This is a genomic window from Demequina muriae, from assembly GCF_030418295.1.
GTDB classification, from domain to species: Bacteria; Actinomycetota; Actinomycetes; order Actinomycetales; family Demequinaceae; genus Demequina; species Demequina muriae.
On the sequence record NZ_JAUHQA010000001.1, the window covers coordinates 217,060 to 234,247 of the forward strand.

General features: G+C 71.4%; 15 protein-coding genes. 1 reads left to right on the plus strand and 14 read right to left on the minus strand.

The window, feature by feature from the left end:
- The first annotated feature begins 82 nt into the window (after positions 1-82).
- Positions 83-4,357 carry an ATP-dependent RNA helicase HrpA gene (hrpA, locus tag QQX02_RS01030; protein WP_436968519.1) on the plus strand — a complete coding sequence of 1,425 codons (4,275 nt, stop codon included), beginning with the start codon at positions 83-85 and terminating at the stop codon, positions 4,355-4,357.
- 22 nt (positions 4,358-4,379) lie between these two features.
- Here hrpA and QQX02_RS01035 read toward each other — a convergent pair whose 3' ends face one another.
- The 14 genes from QQX02_RS01035 to murD all read right to left on the minus strand — a co-directional run bounded on the left by QQX02_RS01035 (position 4,380) and on the right by murD (position 17,186).
- Positions 4,380-4,883 (minus strand): GNAT family N-acetyltransferase, encoded by a 504-nt coding sequence (locus QQX02_RS01035; protein WP_301140666.1) that lies wholly within the window; start codon positions 4,881-4,883, stop codon positions 4,380-4,382.
- Complete coding sequence (locus QQX02_RS01040; RefSeq protein WP_301140668.1) at positions 4,880-5,797, minus strand: RluA family pseudouridine synthase; 918 nt, start codon at positions 5,795-5,797, stop codon at positions 4,880-4,882. The genes QQX02_RS01035 and QQX02_RS01040 overlap by 4 nt, the downstream gene beginning before the upstream one ends.
- Positions 5,790-6,329 (minus strand): signal peptidase II, encoded by a 540-nt coding sequence (gene lspA, locus QQX02_RS01045; RefSeq protein WP_301140669.1) that lies wholly within the window; start codon positions 6,327-6,329, stop codon positions 5,790-5,792. Before lspA ends, QQX02_RS01040 begins: the two co-directional genes overlap by 8 nt.
- On the minus strand, positions 6,326-6,778 hold the full coding sequence (locus tag QQX02_RS01050) for a TraR/DksA family transcriptional regulator (protein WP_301140670.1): 453 nt from the start codon (positions 6,776-6,778) through the stop codon (positions 6,326-6,328). Before QQX02_RS01050 ends, lspA begins: the two co-directional genes overlap by 4 nt.
- Positions 6,779-6,898: 120 nt before the next feature.
- Positions 6,899-7,855 (minus strand): DivIVA domain-containing protein, encoded by a 957-nt coding sequence (locus QQX02_RS01055; RefSeq protein WP_301140671.1) that lies wholly within the window; start codon positions 7,853-7,855, stop codon positions 6,899-6,901.
- A 137-nt stretch (positions 7,856-7,992) separates the two neighbouring features.
- Positions 7,993-8,277, minus strand: coding sequence for a YggT family protein (locus QQX02_RS01060; protein ID WP_301140672.1), 285 nt, complete (start codon positions 8,275-8,277; stop codon positions 7,993-7,995).
- Between the two features lie 19 nt (positions 8,278-8,296).
- A complete protein-coding gene (locus QQX02_RS01065; RefSeq protein ID WP_301140674.1) occupies positions 8,297-8,776 on the minus strand; it encodes a cell division protein SepF in 480 nt (159 codons plus the stop codon).
- A gap of 85 nt (positions 8,777-8,861) precedes the next feature.
- Positions 8,862-9,575: a peptidoglycan editing factor PgeF gene (pgeF, locus tag QQX02_RS01070; protein ID WP_436968490.1), complete on the minus strand. Its 714-nt coding sequence runs from the start codon at positions 9,573-9,575 to the stop codon at positions 8,862-8,864.
- A 35-nt stretch (positions 9,576-9,610) separates the two neighbouring features.
- Positions 9,611-10,783, minus strand: coding sequence for a cell division protein FtsZ (gene ftsZ, locus QQX02_RS01075; RefSeq protein WP_301140676.1), 1,173 nt, complete (start codon positions 10,781-10,783; stop codon positions 9,611-9,613).
- A gap of 129 nt (positions 10,784-10,912) precedes the next feature.
- The gene (locus QQX02_RS01080) at positions 10,913-12,040 is read right to left on the minus strand and encodes a cell division protein FtsQ/DivIB (protein ID WP_301140677.1); all 1,128 of its coding nucleotides are present in this window, start codon (positions 12,038-12,040) and stop codon (positions 10,913-10,915) included.
- On the minus strand, positions 12,033-13,427 hold the full coding sequence (gene murC, locus QQX02_RS01085) for a UDP-N-acetylmuramate--L-alanine ligase (RefSeq protein WP_301140678.1): 1,395 nt from the start codon (positions 13,425-13,427) through the stop codon (positions 12,033-12,035). The genes QQX02_RS01080 and murC overlap by 8 nt, the downstream gene beginning before the upstream one ends.
- A complete protein-coding gene (gene murG, locus QQX02_RS01090; RefSeq protein WP_301140679.1) occupies positions 13,424-14,539 on the minus strand; it encodes an undecaprenyldiphospho-muramoylpentapeptide beta-N-acetylglucosaminyltransferase in 1,116 nt (371 codons plus the stop codon). The genes murC and murG overlap by 4 nt, the downstream gene beginning before the upstream one ends.
- Entirely contained in the window at positions 14,532-15,746 is a 1,215-nt protein-coding gene (locus QQX02_RS01095) for an FtsW/RodA/SpoVE family cell cycle protein (RefSeq protein WP_301140680.1), read from the minus strand. Before QQX02_RS01095 ends, murG begins: the two co-directional genes overlap by 8 nt.
- A gap of 9 nt (positions 15,747-15,755) precedes the next feature.
- Entirely contained in the window at positions 15,756-17,186 is a 1,431-nt protein-coding gene (gene murD / locus QQX02_RS01100; protein WP_367304221.1) for a UDP-N-acetylmuramoyl-L-alanine--D-glutamate ligase, read from the minus strand.
- Positions 17,187-17,188 lie beyond the last annotated feature (2 nt).

Here is a 17,188-nt window from a genome sequence, read left to right on the forward strand (position 1 = left end):
CGACGCCAAGGACCGCGGCCACAGGGGTCGCTCGGCCACGAAGCAGGGCGGACGCGGCAAGGGCGGGGACCCGCACCGGCCGGTGAGCCGCGCCGCGCTCGAGGCCGCCGCCCGCGCGCGCGAGAACGTGCCTCTCGACCCGATCGTCTACCCCGAGCAGCTGCCCGTGAGCGCGAGCCGCGAGGAGATCTCGGCGGCGATCCGCGACCACCAGGTGGTGATCGTCGCGGGCGAGACCGGCTCCGGCAAGACCACGCAGCTGCCCAAGATCGTGCTGGACCTGGGCCGCGGCCGGGCGGGCCAGATCGGCCACACGCAGCCGCGGCGCATCGCGGCCCGCACCGTCGCGGAGCGCATCGCGGAGGAGCTCGGCACCACGCTCGGCGAGATTGTCGGCTACCAGGTGCGCTTCACGGACCAGTCGTCGGAGCGCACCCTCGTCAAGGTCATGACGGACGGCATCCTCCTGGCGCAGATCCAGCGCGACCCGGAGCTGCTCGCGTACGACACGCTCATCATCGACGAGGCGCACGAGCGCAGCCTCAACATCGACTTCCTGCTGGGCTACCTCACCAACCTGCTGCCGCGGCGCCCCGACCTGAAGGTCATCATCACCTCGGCGACGATCGACTCGGACCGGTTCGCGAGGCACTTTGCGCCCGGCGGTCCGCTGCCCCCGGTGAGCCTGGACGAGGCGGAGAGCCCAGCCCCCGCATCGGCCGCCGAGAATCCCACCGCACCGGTGATCGAGGTGACGGGCCGCACCTACCCCGTCGAGATCCGCTACAGCCCGCTCGAGGGCGCCACGCGTGGCGAGGAACGCGACCTCATGACAGGCATCGTCGACGCGTGCGACGAACTGATGCGCGAGGGTCCGGGTGACATCCTGGTGTTCCTCTCGGGCGAGCGCGAGATCCGCGATGCGGCCGATGCGCTCGCCGGGAGCCTCGGTCCCCGCGCCCGGGACCCGCGCCACCCCCAGGCGGTGGAGATCATCCCGCTGTACTCGCGGCTCAGCTCTGCGGAGCAGCACCGCGTGTTCGAGAGCCACGGCACCCGCCGCATCGTGCTCGCCACGAACGTCGCCGAGACCTCGCTGACCGTGCCCGGCATCCACTATGTGGTGGACCCGGGCACCGCGCGCATCTCCCGCTACTCGAAGGCCACCAAGGTCCAGCGGCTGCCCATCGAGCCGATCAGCCAGGCCAGCGCCAACCAGCGTGCCGGGCGCGCCGGTCGACTGGCCGACGGCATCGCGATCCGCCTGTACGCCGAGGAGGACTTCGACAGTCGACCGCAGTTCACCGAACCGGAGATTCTGCGCACGTCGCTGGCGTCGGTGCTGCTGCAGATGATCGCGGTCGGCGTCGTGACCGGTCCGGAGGACATGGCGCGGTTCCCATTCGTCGAGCCGCCGGACACGCGCTCGATCCGCGATGGCGTGCAGCTGCTGACCGAGCTCGGCGCACTCGACCTCGGCGACGACGGGCGCACCCGCCTCACCCCGATTGGACGCACCCTGTCCCGCCTGCCGATGGACCCGCGCCAGGCGCGCATGATCGTCGAGGCGCAGGGGCACGGCGTCGCGCGCGAGGTGGCCATCATCGCCGCGGCCCTCAGCATCCAGGACCCGCGCGAGCGCCCCGCCGAGGAGCGCGAGAAGGCCGACCAGCTGCACCGCAGGTTCGCGGAGCCCGCATCCGACCTCCTGTCCTACCTGAATCTCTGGGAGTACCTGCGCGAACAGCGGCACGAACTCTCGAGCAGCGCCTTCCGTCGCAAGTGCCGCGCCGAGTACCTGAACTTTCTGCGCGTGCGCGAGTGGCAGGACGTGGTGGAGCAGATCCGCCAGACCGCGAAGCCGCTCGGCATCGAGATGGCCCGCAAAGAGGCGCGGCCCGTCGCTCCCAAGGAAGACGACGCCGCCACGTCGAGTCCTGGTAGTCAGGCGCATCGCTATCTGTGGAACGCCGACGACATTCACCGCTCGATCCTGGCGGGGCTGCTGTCGCAGCTAGGCATGCAGGAGACCGGGGAGCCCAAGGCCTCTCAGTTCGCCCACCTGCGAGGCGGTGCGCGCGAAGCCGCCGTCAGGCGCGCCAAGAAGCAGGCGCGGAACGACTACCTGGGCGCCCGGGGAGCGCGCTTCGCGATCTTCCCCGGCTCTCCCCTGTCCAAGAAGCCTCCGGCCTTCGTGATGGCCGCGGAGCTCGTCGAGACCAGCCGCCTGTGGGCGCGCGACGTCGCGGCGATCAAGCCCGAGTGGGCCGAGGAGCTCGCGGGGGACCTGGCAAAGCGCACCTATGCCGACCCGCACTGGTCCAAGAAGCGCGGCGCGGCCGTCGCGACCGAGAAGGTGCTGCTCTACGGGATGCCCATCGTCGCCGATCGCGACGTGCTGTGGGGCCGCATTCGACCCATCGAAGCGCGCGATCTGTTCATCCGCCACGCGCTCGTGCAGGGCGAGTGGGAGACGCACCACAGCTTCTGGAAGGACAACCAGCGGCTGCTGGCCGAGGCCGAGGAGCTCGAGGCGCGATCGCGCACGCGCGGCCTGCTGGTGGACGACGAGGCGCTGTTCGACTTCTATGACGAGCGCGTTCCGGACACCGTGGTCTCCGCCCGGCACTTCGACCGGTGGTGGAAGGACGAGCGCACGCGTCATCCGGACCTGCTCACCCTCACCCTCGACACCGTGGCGCCCGAGCACGGCGACGTGGACACCGATGCCTTCCCCACGGTGTGGCCGCAGGGCGACCTCGCGCTGCCGCTGACGTATCAATTCGAGCCCGGCTCCGACGCGGACGGCGTGACCGTGCACATCCCCGTCGCGGTGCTGCCACGGGTGGTGCCGGACGGCTTCGACTGGATGGTTCCCGGGCTCGCCGACGAACTCGCGACAGCGACCATCCGCGCGCTGCCCAAGACCGTGCGCCGGCTGCTGGTGCCTGCTCCCGACACCGCGCGCGACGTCGCGGCGTGGCTCGCGCGCGAGACGCCGGCGTGGGAGGACATGGCGCGGGCGGGAGACATGGCGGGCCGCTACCGCGACGCGTTCACCCGGGCGGTGCGCGACACACGCGGCGTCGAGGTGCCTGCGGACGCCTGGGAGGGGCTCGACGAGCGTCTTCCGTCCCACTTGCGCCTCACCTTCCGGGTGGAGGACGAGTCAGGCGCCGTGCTCGACGAGTCCACCGACCTCGTACGCCTGCAGCGCTCGCTCGCGCCGCAGTCGCAGGCCGCCGTCAGCGCCGCGATGCAGCGCAGCTCCGTCCAGCGTGCGGCCGATGCGGCGGCGGGCGGCGGGCTGCGTCGCCCCCACGGTGGTGGCGACACGGCGGCCGATGCGACCAGTGCGGCTGCTGAGGGATCGCGTGGGGACGGTGCGTCCGGTGGTGGCGCCGGCATCGGGGCTGGGTCGCCTTCGTCGCCGGGGCGCCCGAGCGCCACGGCGCTGCCCGGGCAAACAGGGCTGCCCGAGCAGACCGGACTGGCCAGCTGGCCCGAGCTCCCGGGCGGCGCCCTGCCGGATGAGGTGTCGGGCGAGGTGGGGGGCGCGACGGTGCGCGGCTATCCCGCCATCGTCGACGAGGGCGAGGCCGCACTGCGGGTGCTCGCGAATGCCGCATCACGCGAGGCCGCTCATGCCGGAGGCGTGAGGCGGCTGCTCCTCACCGAATGCGCGCTGCCCACCAAGCGCATCACCACCCGCTGGGCCGCTCCACTGTCGTTGAGCCTCGCGGCGTCGCCCTACCGCAGCACCGAGGCGCTGGTGACGGCGCTCCAGGAGGCCGCGATCCGGTCGCTCACCTCAGGACCTGACGTGGACGCGGCGCTGGTGCGCGACGCGACGTCCTATGCGGGCGCGCGTGACCACGTGCGCGCCCGTCTCGAGGACGAGACTCACCGCGTCGCCGGTCTCGCCGCGGCGGCCCTCGACGCGTCGCGCGATCTTGACGCGGCGCTCACGGCCGCCACCAGCATGGCGCTGCTCGCCGTCGTCACCGACATCCGCGCACAGGTGGAGGCACTCGTCGGCGAGGACTTCCTGGCGCGCACCCCCGTCACGCGCCTGCCGCACCTGGAGCGCTACCTCAAGGCCGCGTCGCTGCGGCTGGACAAGGCGCAGTCGGACCCGCACCGGGACGCGGCCACGATGTGGAAGGTGCGCGAGGTCACGAACGAGGTGACGAGCGTGCAGGAGGCCTACGAGGCCGGGCGACCGGACCCGACGCGTGCAGAGCGCCTCGAGCACGCGCGCTGGATGCTCGAGGAGCTGCGGGTGTCGCTGTTCGCGCAGGGGCTCGGCACGAGCGAGCCGGTGAGCGAGAAGCGGATCCGGGCGCTGCTGGCGTGACGCTCACCAGGCCCGGCCACGGTCAGGCGGTGAGGTCCTTGGCGGCGTCGTGGTGCCAGATGCCCTCGTCCAGGTAGCCGTCGCCGTATGGCGCGTACCCGAGCCGCTGATAGAACGCCATCGCCTGGTCCTGGGCCGACAGCTCGACGCGCACTCCCCCATGAGCCCCGTGCCGCTCGAGTGCGGCGGCCTCCAGGAACTCCATCAGCGCGCGGCCCGCGCCGGTGCCGCGCGCAGCCTCGGTGACGGCGAGGCGGCCGATGTGCGGGTTCGCGGGATCCATCGCGCCGTGCGAGGTGCCCTGGCCGTGGGCCGTGTCCGTGTGCGGCGCGAGCAGGCGACCGGCTCCCACCGGCCTGCCGTGGGCGTCGTAGGCCACGGCGTGGAGCGTGCGGGGGTCGTCATCCAGGGCATCGCGCTCGCCATCAGGGGACACTCCCTGCTCGTGCACGAACACCGCGAAGCGCACCTCGAGAGCGTCGGCGAATTCCGCCTCCGTGGTGACCGCCTTGACCTCGACGGTCACGATCGCAGCACCTCGAGCGCCGCCAGCAGGTCGGCGGGGTACTCGCTGACGACCCGGAGCTCCTCGCCCCGCGTGGGGTGCTCGAACGCGAGCTCCCGCGCGTGGAGCCACTGACGCTCGATGCCGAGGCGCTGAGCGAGCCGTGGGTCCGCGCCGTAGGTCAGATCGCCCGCGAGCGGATGGCGCATCGCGGCCATGTGGACGCGGATCTGGTGGGTGCGGCCGGTCTCGAGGTGGACCTCCACCAGCGAGGCAGCCGGGAACATCTCGAGCACCACGTAGTGCGTGATGGAGGGCTTGCCGCCCTGCACCACGGCGAACCGGTAGTCCGCCGTGGGGTGGCGCCCGATGGGCGCGTCGATGGTGCCCTCGGTCGGATCCATGTGCCCCTGCGCGACCGCGTGGTAGACCTTCTCGACCTCGCGCTCCTTGAAGGCGCGCTTGAGCGCCGTGTACGCCGTGTCGGACTTCGCGACCACCATGAGACCCGTCGTGCCGACATCGAGCCGATGCACGATCCCCTGGCGCTCCGCGGGTCCGTACTGCGCGAGCTGGACGCCGGCCGATGCGAGGGCGCCCACGACGGTGGGTCCCGTCCAGCCGGGCGACGGGTGCGCGGCGACGCCCACCGGCTTGTCGACCACCGCGAGGTCGTCGTCTTCGTAGACCAGCACCAGGCCACCGGGCACGGACGGCTCGGCCACCGGCTCGCGCTCGTCGGGGATGTCGACCGCGAGGATGCCTTCGGCCAGCCGGTCGGACTTGCCGAGCGCGCGGCCATCCAGTTCGACGGCGCCGGCCGCCAGCAGTTCGGCGGCCTTGGTGCGGCTCAACCCCAGCATGCGGGCGAGTCCCGCGTCGACCCGCTCGCCCACGAGGGCATCGGGAACAGGAAGGTAGCGGGTGTCAGCCACGGGGCTCCTCGCCGACGGTCGCGTCCGAGGACTGTGCCTCGTCGGCGCTCTCATGGCGGGGGGCGGGAGCGAGCAGCGAACGGTTCGTCAGGCTCATGACCAGCACCACCGCCGCGACGCCCACGATCGCGAGGTCCGCGACGTTGCCGACGAACCAGCCGTTGTAGTTGATCATGTCGACCACGTGCCCCTGGCCGAAACCGGGCTCGCGCAGCAGCCTGTCGATGAGGTTGCCCACGGCGCCGCCAAGGCCGATGCCGAACAGCGCGATGGCGAGACGGGACTGCGCGCGGCGGGCGAAGTACACGATGCCGATCGTCACGATCACCGCCACGATGGTCATCACCCAGGTGTAGCCGTCGCCCAACGAGAATGCGGCGCCTGAGTTGAAGACGAGCTGGAAGGACAGCAGGTCACCGAGAACGGCGTGCTTCTCCCCCGGCTCCAGGGCAGTCAGCGCCCACTGCTTGGTGAGCTGATCCAGCGCGATGACGACGAGGGCGACCAGCCACAGGGCTGGTCGCCAAGTCAACGACGCTCCTCGCGCTGCTTGCAGGTGACGCAGTGGGTGGCACGCGGGAACGCTTCGAGGCGGGCCTTGCCGATCCCCTGGCCGCACACCTGGCATGCGCCGTACGTTCCGCTCTTCACGCGGCGCAGCGCGTCGACGCTCTGCTCGAGCATGTCGCGCGTGTTGTTGACGATCGACATCTCCTGCTCGCGCTCAAGCGCCGTCGAGCCGGCGTCGGCCTGGTCGTCGCCTGCGCCCTCGGAGGTGTGGAGCAGGTCGTCGAGCTCGTGCTCGGCGCCGCGATACTCCGCGACCAGCCGCTCCACGTCGGAGTTGAGCGTCTTGACGATCCCACGAAGCTCCGCGATCTTCCACGGTTCGTCGCCCTCGCGGACGGCAAGCTTCTTGGCGTCGGCGGGCTTGAGGTCCGCCGGGTCCACGACGACGATCGTCACGTCAGTGCTGGTCATCACACATCCTCGAATCTGGTCAGTGTCGTGAGAGTAGTCCGCTTTGCGTCGCATCGCAAAGCGCCACGCCATCAGATGATGGCGTGGCGCTGAGCGTTCGAGCCGCGGCGGCGGCTCGGATCAGGAGTTCTTGTCGTCGCCGTCCTGCGCGGAAGGCGCTCCGAACGTCGGCGTGGCGTCGTCGTGAGGCGGGCCGGCCAGCGGCTGGTACGCCGATGCGCCCCACGGAGCAGGCTGCTCGTCGGCGGCCTGAGCGGCGGAGCCGCCGTCCTGGGGACGCACCTGCGCCCACGGGCTCGAGGGAGCCGAGAGCGGCTGGTCGTCGTCGCCGGCGGACGGAGCGGAGGCCTCGGTCGCAGGAGCGAACGCGCCGCCGGAGGAGGACTGCTCGAACGTGGGCACCGAGTGCTGAGGCTCGCCATCATCGTGCGAGCCAGCGTCGCCGCCGTCGGAGGCGTCGTCGGAGGCCGTCACGCCTGCGCCGAACCCTGTGCCGAAGGCGGGCGCCGCGCCCGCGGGCTCGGCCTTCCCCCCGTGGTCGAGGTCGCCGAGAAGGTTCTCGAGGTAGCTCTTGAGACGAGCGCGGTAGTCGCGCTCGAAGCGACGGAGGTCGTCGATCTTGCGCTCCAGGTCGCTGCGCTCGGACACCAACTCGTCCATGCGCGCCTTGGCGTCCGTCTCGGCCTGCTCGACGATCGACTCCGCCTTGGTCTTCGCGTCATCGATCAGGCGATCGCGCTCGGCCTCGCCGGCGTGGACGTACTCGTCGTGAAGCTTCTGTGCCATCGCGAGCATGCCGGTCGCGCTGGGCGGCGTCGGGTCGGTCGCGGCGGCCAGCAGGCCACCCTCGGTCGACGGCTCCGATGCGGGCGCCGCGCTCGCCTCGGGCGAGGACGGTGCGCCCGCCTGGGCCTGCGCGAGGCGCTTGGCGAGGTCGTCACGCTCGGCGGTGAGCGACTGAACTGTGTGCGCCACCTCGTCCAGGAAGTCGTCGACCTCGTCCTGGTCGAAGCCCTCGCGGTACTTCGTCTTGGAGAACGCCTTGTTCAGCACGTCCTCTGCCGTCAGCAGTGCCATGTGCAAACCACCTTGTGTCTAGTCGTAGCCGGGGAACCGGCCAGCGCGTCGATAATCGTCACTGTACTCATCAATAGGTATCGGCACCCACCTGAACCCGCCACAAACGGGACACAAGCGACGCGCCCATCACCGCATCAGACGAAGTACAGCACCTGGTACAGGATCGAGCAGCCGAAGAACAGCACCAGGAACGCGATGTCGAGCCGCACCTGGCCGAACTGCAGCGGGGGGATGAACCGTCTCAGGAATCTGAGTGGGGGGTCAGTCACCGTGAACACCGCCTCCGTCACCACGAGCATCGCGCCCTGAGGGCGCCACTCGCGCGAGAAGGACATCACGAAGCCCAGGATCATGCGGGCGAACAGCACCAGCATGAAAAGGAACAGCGCGAAGCGAAGGGCTGGTGCGACGAATTCCACCCGGTGAGCCTAACCGACGTCAGCGCTCGTTGAAGAACTCGCTCTCCTGCTTGGGCGCGGGAGGCTCGGCGTCCATGCCGATCTCGACGTGCGCCGGGGACAGCAGGAACACCGATGTCGTGACGCGCTCGATCGAGCCGTGCAGGCCGAAGGACAGGCCTGCAGAGAAGTCGACCAGTCGCTTCGCGTCCGCATCCGACATCTCGGTGAGGTTCATGATGACCGGCACGCCCTGGCGGAACGCCTCGCCGATGAGGCGAGCGTCGTTGTAGGTGCGCGGCTTGATGGTCTGGATGCGGCGCAGGTCCGTCGCGGCCACTGGGCTGCCAGGGGTGCGCTGACGCTCTGCGCGCGCTCCCCGCGACTCGTGCTTCTCGCGGACCTCTGACACGTCGTGCAGGTTCGTCACAGGTGCGAGCTCCTCATCGGCGTAGTCGTACTCCTCGTGCTGGCTCACGTCGAAGCCGAGGTACTGAATCGCCTTGCGCATTGCGCTCATGGATGGCTCCTTCTGAAGTGAACTCGCTATTGCTAGAACGGTAGGCCGGGCCCGGTGGCCAGACGCGGAGCGACACGCCGCTCAGTCATTCGCAGACGACGATCCCGGCAAAACGACCCGTGATGCCGTCGCGACGATGCGAGAACAGGCGGGGTGATTCGGCGGTGCATTCGTGGGTGCGGACGATGCCGGCGAAGCCCAGTTCGCCGAGTCGGGTCTCGATCGCGCGCGGCAGGTCGAGCGCCGGGGTTCCAGCGCGGGTGGCGGCGAACGCCGCCGGGTGGCGTCCGGCGACGCGCTCGCGCATCTCCTGCGGCACCTCGTAGCAGCGTCCGCAGATGGCGGGGCCGATGCTCGCCCGCATGCTGCCGTGCGATCGCGTCCCTCCGCGCAGGTCGAGAAGCGCGGCGACGGCGGCGTCGACCACGCCGGCGAACACGCCTTCGCGTCCCGCGTGGACGGCTGCCACCGCTCCCGTGGCGGAATCGTGCAACAGCAAAGGGACGCAGTCCGCAGCGATCGCGGCGATGGCTGCGCCCGGGGTCGCCGTCACCAGCGCATCGGCCGTCGTGGGCGTCTCACCGGGCGACGTCACGCGCCCGACGGCGATGCCGTGCTCGGCGACCAGGAACGACACCGGCGCGCCCGCGAGATCTCCCACGCGGGCGCGATTGGTCGCGACGGCATGTGGCTCGTCGCCCACGTGGACGGCGAGGTTGAGCGACTCGTATGGTGCAGCGCTCACCCCGCCCTCGCGCGTGGTGAAGAAGGCCCGGACGGGCAGAGCCGCATCTATCACTGCAGGTCGATCACGCAGGGCCGACCGTTCCGGGACTACCGGAGGAACTCGGGAACGTCGAGAGCCTCGGCGTCGCGGCGCACGGGCTTGACGTCGATGGCGTCGGTCTGCGCGGGCGGCTCGTCCACGTCGGCCTCGATCGCCTGCGGGATCGACGACTCCTCGACGGGGGCGTCCACGGGATCGGTCTCGGCGGAGGATCGCATCGCGCGAGCGCCGTCCACCATGCCCAAGGCGCCGGCCGCATGGCTCACGGTCGGGGAACCGCCGTCGAAGCCGGCGGCGATCACGGTGATGCGGAGCTCGTCGCCCAGCGAGTCGTCGATGACCGTTCCGAAGATGATGTTCGCCTCGGGGTGGGCCGCCTCGCGGACCAGCCGCGCCGCGATCTCGACCTCCTTGATGCCCAGGTTCGACCCGCCCGCGATCGACAGCAGCACGCCGTGGGCGCCCTCGATGGAGGCCTCGAGCAGGGGCGACGAGATTGCGCCCTCAGCGGCCGACAGCGCGCGTCCCTCGCCGCGCGAGGAGCTCACGCCCATGAGCGCGGTGCCCGCTCCCTGCATCACGGACTTCACGTCGTTGAAGTCGACGTTGATGAGGCCGGGGGTCGTGATCAGGTCGGTGATGCCCTGCACGCCGCCCTGCAGCACCTGGTCGGCCGCAGCGAACGCGCCGAGCACGGACAGGTCGTTGTCGGAGATGTCGAGCAGGCGGTCGTTGGGGATCACGATGAGGGTGTCGACCTCTTCGCGCAGACGCTGGATGCCGGCATCGGCCTGATCCGCGCGACGGCGTCCCTCGAAGCCGAACGGACGGGTGACCACGCCGACGGTCAGTGCGCCCAGGTCACGTGCGATCTTCGCGACGACCGGCGCTCCACCGGTGCCGGTGCCGCCGCCCTCGCCGGCCGTGACGAACACCATGTCGGCGCCCTTGAGCGCCTCCGCGATCTCCGCCTCGTGGTCGTCGGCGGCCTGCCGCCCGACCTCGGGGTCGGCGCCCGCGCCGAGGCCACGGGTGAGCTCGCGCCCGATGTCCAGCTTGACGTCGGCGTCCGACATCAGCAGCGCCTGTGCGTCGGTGTTGATCGCGATGAATTCTGCGCCCTTGAGGCCTACGTCGATCATGCGGTTGACGGCGTTGACGCCACCACCGCCGACGCCGACGACCTTGATGGCGGTGATGTAGTTCTGCGGTGCGGCCATGAGACCCTCCCAACCTTAACCCTCTACTTGAGGGTTATAGTTATGTCAACTTCGTCCACGATGACGGTACGTCCCGATGCCCGAAAATCGCTCCAGGCTGGCGCGTGTCGCGCGGATAATCGCGGCGACTCACTCCGCGCGCGTGATCGGCAGCGAGGGCGCGGAGACGTCGATCACGTCCGCCTTCGACGCCTCGGGCGAGTCGAGCAGCACCTGCAGCACCTCGGCCTTCAGCGCGGACTGCTCCCCGCTCCCCCACTCGATGCTGGGGCCGTCCCGCAGCACGAAGTGGATCGAATCCTCCGTCTCGGCCTCGACGCCTTCGACGCGGTCGCGCAGCGCGAGCGGCAGCTCGTCGATGACACCCAGCACTCCATCAAGGATGCGCGTCTCTCCCGAGGTGATCGGAATCGTCACGACCGGCAGCTGCGCCGGCGGCTCCTTCGCGGAGTCGACGGGTTCGCCGCGGTCATCCACCAGCACGAACCCGCCGCCGTCACGCGGGATCGCGGCGACCGGCTCCGACGACTCGATCTCGACGCGCAGGCCAGCCGGCCACACCCGCAGCACCGTGGCGTCGCGCACGCCGACCAGCGCCTCGATCGCGCTCTCGATTCCGCGGGTGTCGAGCATGGCGAGAGAGGTGCCGTCGTGCACGGCGATCACCTCGTCCACCTGTGCGGCATCGACGACGCTGCCGAAACCGGACGCCTCGACCTTCTGGGCGTCGAAGGCGAACAGCGGCGAGAGCAGCACCAGCCACACCGCGCCGAAGGCGCCGAGCGCGATGGCCGCCCGCTTGCCCCACCGGATCGCCAGCAATCGCGTGTGCGCAGTGCGACGCTCGCGCAGCCGCTCCTGCATGCGCGTCGTGACGGTGGACGCGGAACCGGCGGCCACCTTGGCCCATGGCGTCGGGACGGGTGAGGTGCCCGGGTCCGGCCGATGCGCGGCAAGGGTCGAGCTCGCGCGCGGGCTCGCGCGGCGCACGTCGGTGCGCGCCGTGGCTCGGGTGCTGGCCTTCGCGGCGCCTCCGGCGCGTGACCGCGACGTCTTGTCCGCCGCCTTCCCGGAGGTTCGGACGATGGAGCGACCGGCCTCGCGAGCACGCTCCGCGAAGGTGGCAGCGGCGCCGGGTGAGCGGCGAGCGGGCGCATCGGCTCCGGCCCGAGGCCGTCCCGTGTTCGCCGCGCGGGGCGATCCCTGCCGGGGAGGCGCGGGCCGCGCCGGCGCCTGAGGCCGACGCGGCTCAGCCATGACCAGCCCGTCGCGAGGGGTCCTCCGCCGCACGCGTGCGCAACGCGTCGAGGATCCAGTCGGCCGCCAGGGTCACGGTGCCGGATCCGACCGTCATCACCTGCGAGCCCGGTCGCGCCAGTGAGGCGGCGACCGCGGCCGCGGCCTCGAGGTCCTCGACGACCTGCGCAGTCGAGCCCTCCGGCACCGCCATCCGATCGAGGATCGTGTCCGAGGTGACGCCCGGGATCGGGTCCTCGCGGTCCCCATGCACGCCCGCGATGACCACGTCCGCGTCCGCGATCGACAAAGCGGTGGCGAAGTTCTGCGCATGCAGCTGAGTGCGGGTGAAGAGCGCCGGCTGGAACAGCACCACGAGGTGACCGGCGCCGGCGGCGCGCGCGGCCGCCAGGACGGCCGCGACCTCGGTCGGGTGATGCGCATAGTCGTCGACCACCCGCACCTCGCCCACCTCGCCGCGGAGCTGGTAGCGCCGGCCCGTGCCCGCGAAGGTGGCGAGCGCATCGGCCGCGCGCGCGGGGTCGGCGCCGACCGCGACCGCCGCCGCCCAGGCCGCCGCCGCGTTCAGGCGCTGGTGCTCCCCCGGGATCGGCACGTGCAAGGGATGGGCGTCGCCGTCGCGCACGACGGCATCGGCCGTCACGACCACGTCAGGGGCGGGAGTCTCGCCGATGCCGCGGCGTCCGTAGGTGACCACCTCGACGCCGGCCTCCGCAGCGGCCCGCGCGACGCGCATGACCGTGGCGTCCTCGGCGCAGGCGATCAGCACGCGGCAGTCGCGGGCGAAGTCCATGAAGGCCTGCTCGAGCGCCTCGACGCTGCCGTAGTGGTCGAGGTGATCGGGCTCGATGTTGAGCAGGATCGCCACCTCGGGGTGGTACCGCAGGAACGAGCCATCGGACTCGTCAGCCTCGACCACGGCGACGTCCGATGCGCCCGCGTACCCTCCCGCGACAGCGCCCTCGACACCGAAGACCCGGGCGCCCACCGCGAACGACGCATCGATCCCCGCGCCATGCAGTGCGTGGGCGACCATCGCCGACGTGGTGGTCTTGCCGTGAGAGCCGGCGACCGCGATGAGCCGCGTGCCGGCGAGCGCCTGCGCAAGCGCCTCCGACCGGTGCAGCACGGGGATGCCGAGCTCGCGCGCTCGGGCGAGCTCGGGATTCGACTCTCGCACCGCGGTCGAGATCACCACCGCGTCGGCGCCGTCGACGGCGTGCGCGTCGTGTCCGACCCGCACGTCCATCCCGGCGTCGCGCAGGGCCATGAAATACGCACTCTCGCCGCGGTCGGAGCCCGACACGTCGATGCCACGCGCGGCGGTGAGGCGCGCGACCGCGGACATGCCCGAGCCGCCCACGCCGATGAAGTGGACGCGGGTCACCGGAGCGCTCCCTCGATCATGTCGACCAGGCGTTCGGCGCCGTCGCGGATGCCGATGCCGCGCGCGGCGTCACGCATCGCCGTCGCGGCGCGATCGTCGAGGAGCATGTGCTCGGCCCGCTGCTCGAGCATCGCGGGAGTGAGCTCGGCGTCGGTGAGCATGATGGCGGCGCCCGCGTCGACGGCCGGGCGCGCGTTGTCGGCCTGCTCTCCGTTGCCGTGCGGCAGCGGGACGTACATCGCTGGCAGTCCGAGCGCGGTGAGCTCCGAGACCGTGGCGGCGCCGGCACGGCACACCACGGCGCCTGCCGCGGCGAGCACGGTGCCCATGTCGTGCGAGTACTCCTCGACGCGGTACAGAGGACGCTCCGCCGCGGTCAGGTCGCCGTAGACGCGCTGCGCCTCATCCGACTTGCCCGCCCCGGTCAGGTGCCACACGTGGACGCCGTGGCCGATCAGTCTCGGCACGGCTCCCACGGCGGCGGCGTTGAGGCTCGCCGCGCCGAGCGACCCGCCGGTGATCACGAGCACGGGCGCATCAGCAGGCCACCCCACCACCGCGCGGGCGGCCTCGCGGGCGTCGGCGGCGGCACGCGGGTCGGCCAGCAGCTCGGCGAGGTCGCGGATCTCAGACCTGAGCGGCAGGCCCGTGAGCTGCGCATGCCGCAGAGGCGTGTCGGGGAACGTCACCGCCACGCGATCCGTCATGCGGGAGCCCAGCTTGTTGGCCATGCCGGGCCGCGCGTTCGCCTCGTGGACGATGATCGGCACGCCTGCGCGACGCGCCGCGAGGTAGGCGGGCGTGGACACGTAGCCGCCGAATCCCACCACCGCATCGGCCTTCGACTCATCGATCGCGCGACGAGCCGCGCGGACCGCCGAGGCGAAACGGCCGGGAAAGCGCAGCAGGTCGCCGGACGGACGGCGAGGCATCGGCGCCTTCGGGACCTCGTGGAGGGTCAGTCCCGCCCGCGGCACGAGGTCCTGCTCGAGGCCCTCCGCGGTGCCGAGCGCCTCGACGCGGTGGCCGCGAGCGCGCAGCTCCTCGGCGGTCGCGAGCAGCGGATTGACGTGGCCGGCGGTGCCGCCGCCGGCAAGCAGTACGTTAGCCACGGCGCCCCCTGGCGATCACGGCGATGGACTTCTTGACGACGGAGGGGCGGGCGGCGAACGCCTCGGGAGCGCCGGGCTCTCGGCGCGCGAACGCCATGAGCACGCCGATCGCGGCGAGGGAGACGATCAGCGAGGACCCGCCCGAGGACACCAGCGGGAGCGGCACGCCGGTGATGGGAGCGAGGCCGATCACGACCGCGATGTTGATGCAGGCCTGCCCGACGATCCACGCGCCGATGCCGGCGGCGGCGATCTGAACGAACGGGTCCTTGTGCCGGCGGATCAGTCGGTTCACCGCGACAGCGATCATGCCGAAGGCGACCAGCATCAGCAGCGTGCCGACGAGGCCGTACTCCTCGCCGATGATCGCGAAGATGAAGTCCGAGTCCGCGACCGGAAGGTAGCCCCACTTCTCGCGACTCATGCCCGGCCCGAGCCCCCACAGTCCACCAGAGGCCAGCGCCCACTTGCTGTGCAGCGCCTGCAGGCCGATGCCCGAGGGGTCGGCGGTCTCGGGGTTCAGCCACGCATCGATCCGCCCGCCGCGCGTCACACCCTGCTGCAGCATGATCAGGCCGGCGAGGACGGCGGCGGCGGCTCCGAGCGCGAAGAACCGCAGCGGAAGTCCCGCCACCCAATAGGCGCCCGCTGCCACGAGCCCGATCACCATCGCCGTGCCCATGTCATTGCCGAGCATCACGAGGCCGAGCACTGCGGCGGCCATGATGCCGCCCGGAACGAGAATGCGATACAGCGACGTCAGCTCGCGCCGGAAGGTCGACAGCACCACGCCCAGAGACAGCGCGAGCCCCAGCTTCGCGACCTCGGACGGTTGGAACGTCACCGGGCCCACCCGGATCCAGTTGCGGTTGCCGCCTGACGCGATGCCGCTGGTGGCGACGAGCACCAACAGGCCCATCGACGCGTACAGGATCCACGGCGCCGCGCGCTTCCAGAAGGTGACCGGCATGCGCGAGCCCACCACGAGCGCAGCGGTGCCGATGAAGAGTGCGACGGCCTGGATCATGAAGAGCGTGAACGGGTTGCCGTCGGGGCGCTGAAGCGAGATGTTGGCGGTGCTCGACAGCACCACCGCGAGGCCGACCACCACGAGCATCGCGCTCGCGACCGCCAGCAGGTAGTAGGTGGCGACAGGCGAGCCCGAGGGAGCGGTTCGCTCGGTGCGCCGCGACGCTGTGGTCGTCATGACGCCTCCTTAAGCGCTCGCCTTCACCGCTTCCGCGAAGGCCTCTCCCCTGTCCGCGTAGCTGCGGAACTGATCGAACGAGGCGCAAGCGGGTGACAGGAGCACCGTGTCGCCCTGCTGGGCGAGCGCACGGGCCTCGCGCACCGCCTGCTGCATCACAGTGTCGCCCGGCGCGATGCGCGTCACGGGGATATCGGCCGCGTGTCCCGCCAGCGCCGATGCGAGGGGCTCGGGATCCGTGCCGATCAGCACCACCGCGCGGAGCCGGTCGCGCAGCGCGGCGACGAGTCCATCGAACTCCTGACCCTTGGCCTGCCCGCCCGCGATCCACACCACCGAACCCGGTGCGCGGCCGCCGAAGGCCGCGAGGGCGGCGTGCGCGTTCGTGGCCTTGGAATCGTCCACGTAGTGCACCCCGTCGACCGTGGCGACATGGGCGGTGCGGTGCGCGTCGAGCGAGAAAACTCGCAGGCCTCGCGCCACCGCTTCGGGAGAGACGCCGACGGCGCGAGCGAGGGCGGCGGCGGCGAGGGCGTTGAAGACCAGATACGGGGGAACATCGCCGGCGACGAGGTGGGCGAGGTCCTCGACGTGGCCGAGTTCGATGGCCTCCGTGTGGCGACCGGCGTGGAAGGCGCGGTCGACGAGGACGCCGTCGACCACCCCGAGCTGAGAGACCGCCGGCGAGCCGCGGGTGATGCCGATGGCGCGCGCTCCCTCGACCACCTCGGCGTCCGCGACCATCGACTCGACCAGCGGGTCGTGGGCTCCGTACACGCACGCGACCTGCACGTTTCTGTAGACGCGGGCCTTGTCGGCGCGATACTCCTCGACGGAGCCGTGCCAGTCCAGGTGGTCCTCGTCCGCGTTCAGGCACACGGCGGCGTGCGGTGACAGCGTGGAGGTGAAGTGCAGCTGCAGGCTCGCGATCTCCACCGCAACCAGGCCGCGTTCCTCCTGGGCCGCCGCGATCACGGGGACGCCCATGTTGCCGCACACGGCCACGTCGATTCCGCCCGCCGCCGCGATCGCGCCCACCATCTGGGTGGTCGTGGTCTTGCCGTTGGTGCCCGTGACGAGCACCCACGGGATGCCCTCGCGGCGCACGCGCCACGCGAACTCCATCTCCGACCAGATCTCGACGCCCGCGTCCTGCACCGCGCGCACCTCGCGGGTGTGGGGCGCGAAGCCCGGCGAGGACATGCAGACGTCCACCGCACTCAAGGGGACCGCATCGATGTCGGCATGGTCCGCATCGGCCGCACCGGGGTCGACCGTGATGGCGCGCGCGCCGAGGGCACGGCACGCGTCGAGAGCGGAGCGCCCCGCCACGCCGAGACCCAGGATCAGGACGGTGAGGCCCGCGATCGGCGACGACGCGTCGACGTCAGGTGGTGCCGTGGAATCAGGACCTGCGGTGGCGTCCGGCACGCTGGCCACGA

What these genes read in the sequence shown, in the direction of transcription:
- QQX02_RS01050 (WP_301140670.1), bottom strand. Translation starts at nt 6,778, where the DNA reads ATGACCAGCACTGACGTGACGATCGTCGTCGTGGACCCGGCGGACCTC.
- QQX02_RS01055 (WP_301140671.1), bottom strand. Translation starts at nt 7,855, where the DNA reads ATGGCACTGCTGACGGCAGAGGACGTGCTGAACAAGGCGTTCTCCAAG.
- QQX02_RS01065 (WP_301140674.1), bottom strand. Translation starts at nt 8,776, where the DNA reads ATGAGCGCAATGCGCAAGGCGATTCAGTACCTCGGCTTCGACGTGAGC.
- ftsZ (WP_301140676.1), bottom strand. Translation starts at nt 10,783, where the DNA reads ATGGCCGCACCGCAGAACTACATCACCGCCATCAAGGTCGTCGGCGTC.
- QQX02_RS01080 (WP_301140677.1), bottom strand. Translation starts at nt 12,040, where the DNA reads ATGGCTGAGCCGCGTCGGCCTCAGGCGCCGGCGCGGCCCGCGCCTCCC.
- QQX02_RS01095 (WP_301140680.1), bottom strand. Translation starts at nt 15,746, where the DNA reads ATGACGACCACAGCGTCGCGGCGCACCGAGCGAACCGCTCCCTCGGGC.